This is a genomic window from Micromonospora sp. 4G55, assembly GCF_016803375.1.
The window spans coordinates 1-3,988 of record NZ_JAEVHN010000561.1; the positions used below are offsets into that span (position 1 = coordinate 1).

Here is a 3,988-nt window from a genome sequence, read left to right on the forward strand (position 1 = left end):
TCCAGCGGGGTGAGATGAAGCGGTCGATCTTCGAACCGCCGCAGGGCGTCGACGCCGTCGTTGAAATCGACACCTCAGAGCATGGAGCTCCGGCCATCGAGACGATCGTGGCAGCAGTCGTCGCCCTGCTCGGGCCGCCAGGAACGGGAGGCGGCTCGTTACCGATCGAGCCAGCAACGAACCATCGACCAGAGCCGGCAGGTAACTGCCGTCCCGGCCAGTCGGTGGAATCGCTCCGGCGGAGTTGAGCGAACCATCGGGGGTGCGCAGACAGTCGTCCAGCACCGTCCGCCGCTCAGCGGATCTCCTCGTCGGCAGTCGTAGACCGTCCAGCATCACGGACGGGGACAAGGTGGAGCGCCCTACCGGACATACGACCTTGGCCCCGTCCGGGGATGCTGGTAGCCCGGACGTCGGTCACGGCCGTCTGGCATCCCCGATATCCGCCGCTTGCCACCGGATCTGATGACACCCTGAACGCGGGGAGTGCGGTTTCGAGCCCAGGAGAGGCGGCATCGGGATCACGGTGAACGGCCTCTGATGCGTACCGCGTTGATCGTGTTGGCCGCGCTGGCAGCGGCCGTGGTCGTGGACCTGGTCTCCGGCGTGCTGATCCGCCGGGGTGCCCGTGGCCGCTACAAGTGGCTGCTGGAGCCGCTGCGGCAGGCCTGCCGCCGCCCGGCGGCCACGGTCCTGCTGGTCGGGGCCCTGTACTACGCGCTGCCGCCCGGGCCGGCCGAGTGGCAGCGTTATCTGCGCCACGCCATCCTGCTGGTCCTGATCGCCGCCAGCGCGTGGCTGGTGATCAAGACATTGAGCGTTGTCGAAGCGGTCGCGTTCAGCCGGCTGCCGAGCGATCTGGTCACCAGCCGGCGGATCCGGCGGGCCCGGACCCAGATCCGCCCCGTGCGGCGACTCACCGTCGCCGTGGTCACGGTCGTCGCGATCGGCCTGATCCTGATCACCTTCCGGCCGGTACGCCTCGCCAGCATCTCCATCCTGACCTCGGCCGGGGTGGTCGGCGCGGTGATCGGCCTCTCCGCCCGAACCGCGCTCGGCAACGCGTTCGCCGGCATCCAGGTCGCCTTCGCCGACGGGCTGCACGTCGGCGACGTGCTGGTGGTCGACGGCGAATGGGGCCGGGTCGAAGAGGTCAAGCTGACCAACGTGGTGATCCGGCTCTGGGACGAACGGATGCTCATCCTGCCGACCACGTACTTCACCGAGCGGCCGTTCCAGAACTGGACCCGCAACGAGTCCCGGGTGGTCGGCAAGATCCAGCTACATGTCGACCACACCGCCGACCTGGACGACCTGCGCCGGGAGGCACGCCGACTGGTCGAGTCCTGACCGCTGTGGGATCGAGACCGGTGGGTGCTCCAGATGGTCGACGCCACCCCGCAGACCGTGGTCATCCAGGTGCAAGCCTCGGCCGCGGACGGCGCCAGCGCCTGGGACCTGCGCTGCGACCTACGCGAGGGACTGATCCGCTACCTGCGCGACCAGCACCCCCAGTGGCTGCCCCGCACCCGCAGCCAGTACCAGCCCTGACCGGCGGGTCCGGCGTGGCCGCCCGGGCGCCGATGCCCAGCGGTGTCGACCCGGCCGCTTGGCGGGTCGGCTGACCCCATGAACGCACTGATCTCGGCATGAGAGGACCTTGCGACGGCGGTGAATGGCACGGGCAACGGCCGCAGCCTGGGAAACGTCGAAGGCCCTGGCTGGGACTCGCGTCCTGACCAGGGCCTGTCGTGTGGAGCGGGTGACGGGAATCGAACCCGCACTGTCAGCTTGGGAAGCTGATGTTCTGCCATTGAACTACACCCGCAGGCGGCACCACTGTACCTGAGGTGACCGCCGCCGTGCACCCAGGTACCCCCGGGCACGCCGGCACCCCCCGCCACCGTGATCGATCTTGGACCCAACGTATTCACGTGGAGCTAAAAGTTTCACTGCGGCAACATATGGCCGTTCTCAAATCTGTCGATCGGTTGTAACGTCACCCCCACGTTCTCGACCACGGTGTGACATACCCCCTGTCACACCGCCAGAAAGAGGTGGGCCCATGGGACTCCGTCCCAACCTGCTGACCCGGCGTGCCGCCGGTGTCGCGTCGACGACCCTCGCGCTGCTGCTCAGCACCGCCGCGGTGGGCGTCGTCCCCGCTGCTTCCGCCTTCTCCGCCGCCCCGAGCGAGGCCTGCGCCGAGCCGGCCGACGTCCACTCGGACGCCCGGATCAAGAAGGGCGGGATCGCCAAGCACGAACCCAACGAGCTGACCGCCAAGCAGGTCCGCGAGCGCGAGGCCGACCTCGCCACCGCGCTGCGCGAGCGGGCGAGCTTCCGGGCCGGCGCCCAGGCCGCCGCCCCGCTGGCCAGCGTCACCATCCCGGTCGTCGTGCACGTGATCCAGCGCGACAGCACCCGCGCCGGCGGCAACATCCCGGACTCGATGATCACGTCGCAGATCAGCGTGCTGAACCAGGCCTACGCCGGTGCCACCGGCGGCGCGGCCACGGCCTTCGGCTTCCAGCTGACCAAGATCAACCGGGTGACCAACCCGGCGTGGTACCCGATCGTGCAGGGCTCCTCGGCGGAGCGGTCGATGAAGACCTCCCTGCGCGAGGGCGGCAAGAACACGCTCAACATCTACCTGGGCGAGCTGAGCGACGACCTGCTCGGCTGGGCGACCTTCCCGCAGCGGAAGCTCAACAGCATGGACGGCGTGGTCGTGCTGAGCGAGTCGCTGCCGGGCGGCACCGCCGCCAACTACAACCAGGGCGACACGGGCACCCACGAGGTCGGCCACTGGCTGAACCTCTACCACACCTTCCAGGGTGGATGCTCCGGCTCGGGTGACAGCGTCAGCGACACCCCGGCCGAGGCCTCGCCGGCGTTCCAGTGCCCGACCGGGCGGGACACCTGCACCACGGCCGGCCTGGACCCGATCACCAACTTCATGGACTACACCTACGACTCGTGCATGTACCAGTTCACCCCTGGTCAGGCGAGCCGCATGCTGACCGCGTGGAACGCGTACCGCGCGGCGTAACACCCCAGCAGAACCCGATGCCGGCTCCGTCGTAGGACGGGGCCGGCATCGGCGTCTCGGCGGTCAGGCGGCGGGGCGGCGGGTGTCGAAACCATGGCGGCCGCGGCGGGCCGGCCGCCGATCGGGTACGCCGGCAGCGTCGCCGCCGCGGTGGGCGGCGACCGGATCGAGCCAGACCTGGACGGCGGAGGACCCGTGGCCCTCGCCGGGCTGGCCGAGCCCGCCCTGGTCGCGGCGGGTCAGCATCGCCACGTCGACGCTGAACTCGAAGAGTCGCCAGTCGACCTGCGGCGCCGCCCGGCCGAGGCGGGCCACCCGGGCGACCCGGGCCGGGTCGGTGACCGGTTGCGCGCGACCGGCGACGTACGCCTCGTCGTCGGTCTCCTCCGGCGGGAACGAGTGCAGCGCGTAGCGCCCGTCGCGTTCGAGGTCGCGCCGCTTGGGCGAGTCGACGACGAAGCAGAACAGACCCTCGTCGGTGATCACGGGGCAGACCGGGTGCACCCGGGGCCCACCGTCGGCGCGGACGGTGGCCAGGTAGCCGAAGCCCGGCCCGTACTGCTGCATGAGAAGGCGGATCCCGTCGGCGAGTCGGGGCTCGTCAGCGGCGAATTCGGACCAGGAAGCCATACGGACATCCTATCGAACATGTGTACGAACGCGTAGTCCGACACGCAGGTCACCCGGTCCGCTCGATATGGTGTGCCGATGCTGCTCTCCGACCGCGACCTGGTCTCCGAGATCAAGGCGGGCACGCTCGCGCTGGAGCCCTTCGAGCCCACACTGGTGCAGCCGTCCAGCATCGACGTGCGGCTCGACAAGCTGTTCCGGGTCTTCAACAACCACCTGTACACGCACATCGACCCGGCGATCCAGCAGGACGAGCTCACCTCGATGGTCGAGGTGCCCGAGGGTGAGCCGTTCGTGCTGCACCCC

At 69.6% G+C, this 3,988-nt stretch carries 5 protein-coding genes, 1 tRNA gene and 1 pseudogene; 5 read left to right on the plus strand and 2 right to left on the minus strand.

All coding sequences use genetic code 11. The features are described from left to right. The 3 genes from JNW89_RS29775 to JNW89_RS29785 form a co-directional block, all read left to right on the plus strand. Positions 1–248, plus strand: a 248-nt coding sequence (locus JNW89_RS29775; RefSeq protein WP_238451616.1) for a hypothetical protein, incomplete at its 5' end; no start/stop codon positions are given. 292 nt (positions 249–540) lie between these two features. After that, positions 541–1,350 carry a mechanosensitive ion channel family protein gene (locus JNW89_RS29780; RefSeq protein WP_238451617.1) on the plus strand — a complete coding sequence of 270 codons (810 nt, stop codon included), beginning with the start codon at positions 541–543 and terminating at the stop codon, positions 1,348–1,350. Between the two features lie 24 nt (positions 1,351–1,374). Further along, positions 1,375–1,551, plus strand: a complete 177-nt coding sequence (locus JNW89_RS29785; RefSeq protein WP_238451618.1) for a hypothetical protein — start codon at positions 1,375–1,377, stop codon at positions 1,549–1,551. A 203-nt stretch (positions 1,552–1,754) separates the two neighbouring features. Here JNW89_RS29785 and JNW89_RS29790 read toward each other — a convergent pair. Then, a tRNA-Gly gene (locus JNW89_RS29790) sits at positions 1,755–1,828 on the minus strand. Between the two features lie 237 nt (positions 1,829–2,065). Here JNW89_RS29790 and JNW89_RS29795 point away from each other — a divergent pair. Beyond that, on the plus strand, positions 2,066–3,052 hold the full coding sequence (locus tag JNW89_RS29795; protein ID WP_238451619.1) for a zinc metalloprotease: 987 nt from the start codon (positions 2,066–2,068) through the stop codon (positions 3,050–3,052). A gap of 63 nt (positions 3,053–3,115) precedes the next feature. Here the strand turns inward: JNW89_RS29795 and JNW89_RS29800 are convergent, their stop codons facing one another. Then, complete coding sequence (locus JNW89_RS29800) at positions 3,116–3,682, minus strand: pyridoxamine 5'-phosphate oxidase family protein (protein ID WP_154940847.1); 567 nt, start codon at positions 3,680–3,682, stop codon at positions 3,116–3,118. 78 nt (positions 3,683–3,760) lie between these two features. Between JNW89_RS29800 and JNW89_RS29805 the strand changes: the two are divergent. Then, positions 3,761–3,988 (plus strand): annotated as a pseudogene (locus JNW89_RS29805) (dCTP deaminase); the annotation flags it as partial.

What these genes read in the sequence shown, in the direction of transcription:
- JNW89_RS29780 (WP_238451617.1), top strand. Translation starts at nt 541, where the DNA reads ATGCGTACCGCGTTGATCGTGTTGGCCGCGCTGGCAGCGGCCGTGGTC.
- JNW89_RS29795 (WP_238451619.1), top strand. Translation starts at nt 2,066, where the DNA reads ATGGGACTCCGTCCCAACCTGCTGACCCGGCGTGCCGCCGGTGTCGCG.
- JNW89_RS29800 (WP_154940847.1), bottom strand. Translation starts at nt 3,682, where the DNA reads ATGGCTTCCTGGTCCGAATTCGCCGCTGACGAGCCCCGACTCGCCGAC.